At 66.2% G+C, this 2,070-nt stretch carries 3 protein-coding genes; all 3 read left to right on the top strand.

Annotation, left to right across the window (positions count from 1 at the left end; genetic code table 11):
- The coding region (locus ACLB9X_RS34295) for a hypothetical protein (protein WP_410364326.1) at positions 1 to 626 on the top strand (626 nt) is incomplete at its 5' end.
- Positions 627 to 1,231: 605 nt separating this feature from the next.
- Positions 1,232 to 1,633, top strand: a complete 402-nt coding sequence (locus tag ACLB9X_RS34290) for a hypothetical protein (RefSeq protein ID WP_410364325.1) — start codon at positions 1,232 to 1,234, stop codon at positions 1,631 to 1,633.
- 170 nt (positions 1,634 to 1,803) lie between these two features.
- On the top strand, positions 1,804 to 2,070 hold a 267-nt coding region (locus ACLB9X_RS34285), incomplete at its 3' end, for a hypothetical protein (protein WP_410364324.1).

Here is a 2,070-nt window from a genome sequence, read left to right as displayed (position 1 = left end):
ACGGGAGATATATCTCCTGTTTGGTGGTCTCGGCGGTGGCGGGAACGCTGCTGCCGCAGGTCGCCTATGCGGCCCCACCGTCTCCGCCGGGAAAGGACGACGACAAGGGCGTCGTCGACACGATAGCGGGCTGGTTCTCGGACGAAGCCGAGGCCGCGAAGCCGCCGGTGGGCGGCAAGCTGGAGATTCCCAGCCGCGAGAAGCTGCCCAAGGGCGAGGAGCTGCCGCCCGCGAAGCGGGTGAAGGAGCTGGTCGAGCGGCGTACGCCGCAGGCGCGGTTCTGGCAGATGTCGGACGGGCGGGTGCAGGCCGAGCTGTCGGCGAAGCCCGTGTCGTACCTGTCGGGCGGGTCGTGGAAGCCGATCGACACGACGGTGCGGGCGTCGGACGCGAAGGGCTTCCAGTTCGCCAACAGGTCGAACACAGCGCGCAGTTGGTTCAGCGCGGCCGACGGTGACGGCAAGCTGCTGAGGCTCCAGGCAGGCGATGACGGACCGGCCGTCGCCCTCGGGCTGGACGGCGCCCTCAAGGGCTCGGTGCCGACGGCGAAGGGCGACACGGTCCTCTACAAGGACATCGCCGCCGGCGGAGCCGACCTGGAATACCAGGTCGGGCCGGCCGGGTGAAGGAGAACATCGTGCTCGCCGAGGCCCCTTCGGGACCGGTGACAAGCAGCCAGTAGACAAGCCCCGATGCCACCGTTCCGTCAGGGCTCGGGATACGGTGCGGAGTGATAGGCCGGACGGAGATCGTGAAGCGACTCGCGGCCATGGGGGGTTGGGTAGGAAGGTCCCCGGCATCCAGCCGGGACGCAGCATCCGGAGCCGGAGCTGGGGGGGTGGCGGACACGGATTGCTGACCGGCCCCCAACGGGGCCGATTCTGGCGTCTCTCGGACGTCGGAGCAGTTTCCTTGCCTGCGCCGGAACCCACCAGGACAGCGCCGGTTTCTTGCAGTGGGGCACTGTCTTCACACAGCTCAGAGTCCAGCGTTGGTCTTCCCAGCCGTGCGCGGCCTGCCCCCTGACCAGCTTCGCCTCCAACTGGCTGAACTGCGTCTCGCTCAGCCTCGGCAGCGACGCCGGCCCCTGCGACCGCAGAGCTCGCGGTCCGCCGTCAGTCCCACACTTGCCGCCACCGCTGCACCGAACCGACGCGGCAGTTACCTGGAGACAGGGTTCGGGATCATCATCAACTATGTTTTTGACGACTGATGTGCTGAGGAGTGAAGAGTGGCTTTCGAGCGCGGCGCCCTCGGGGAGTCGGGAGGGCGATCTCCACTGGAGGCGCTGAACGTTCTTCTGACTCACCTGCGCGACGAGGATGTGGACGTCTCCAGCGGTGAGGTGAAGGAGGGAGAGGGCTGGGCGAGCAGCACGGTACGTATTTCCCGCCCTGCCGAACCGGTCCTCGAGCAGTACGTCCAAGTGAGCGTCGGGGGTGAGATTCTCGACATCTTCCTCGAGGAAGCACGTGCCGCACTGGGAGAAGATGCCACCCGTGGCAAGGATCTGATGCTGACCACTCTTCTCAGTGGGATGACGGATCATGTGTTCAATGACCGCCTCATGGCTTATGCCTTGACGGAATGGCGCGGAATCCCTTGGGGCGAGGCATCAGGGTTCCGTTCGTGAAGTCTGTGACTGAGGCGTGAAAGAGGTGGGCGTCCTGCTGGCAGGACGCCCACCTCTGCCCGTTGGAGAGTGAATCGCTGACGCGTGACATGTACGGCAGCGCCTGGACGCCATGTCCCTGACGACAGACCCGTAGACGGGCAACCGCTACGCTTCAGGACCTGTACGAGATGGGCGACACCGAGGGCTACGTTCCCTTCCCGCAACCGGGAGGCCTGATCTCCTGGGCGGAGTCCTATTCGGGGGACTCCTTTTACTGGAAGACGAGTTCTCGCGACCCGGACGCATGGCCGGTGGTCGTCCGCGGAGACAACGGCGACTGGTCGGAGTTCCCGGTCGGCGCTATCGGGTTTCTGGCGGACGTGCACCGGCGGACCATCCACGTACCCGGTATGCCCGGGGACTTCCCGAGCGACTCCCCAGAGGTGCTGGGCCTG

Origin of the sequence: Streptomyces sp. 5K101, from assembly GCF_046506645.1 — a bacterium.
GTDB lineage: Bacteria > Actinomycetota > Actinomycetes > Streptomycetales > Streptomycetaceae > Streptomyces.
This window is presented reverse-complemented; position numbering and strand designations above follow the sequence as displayed.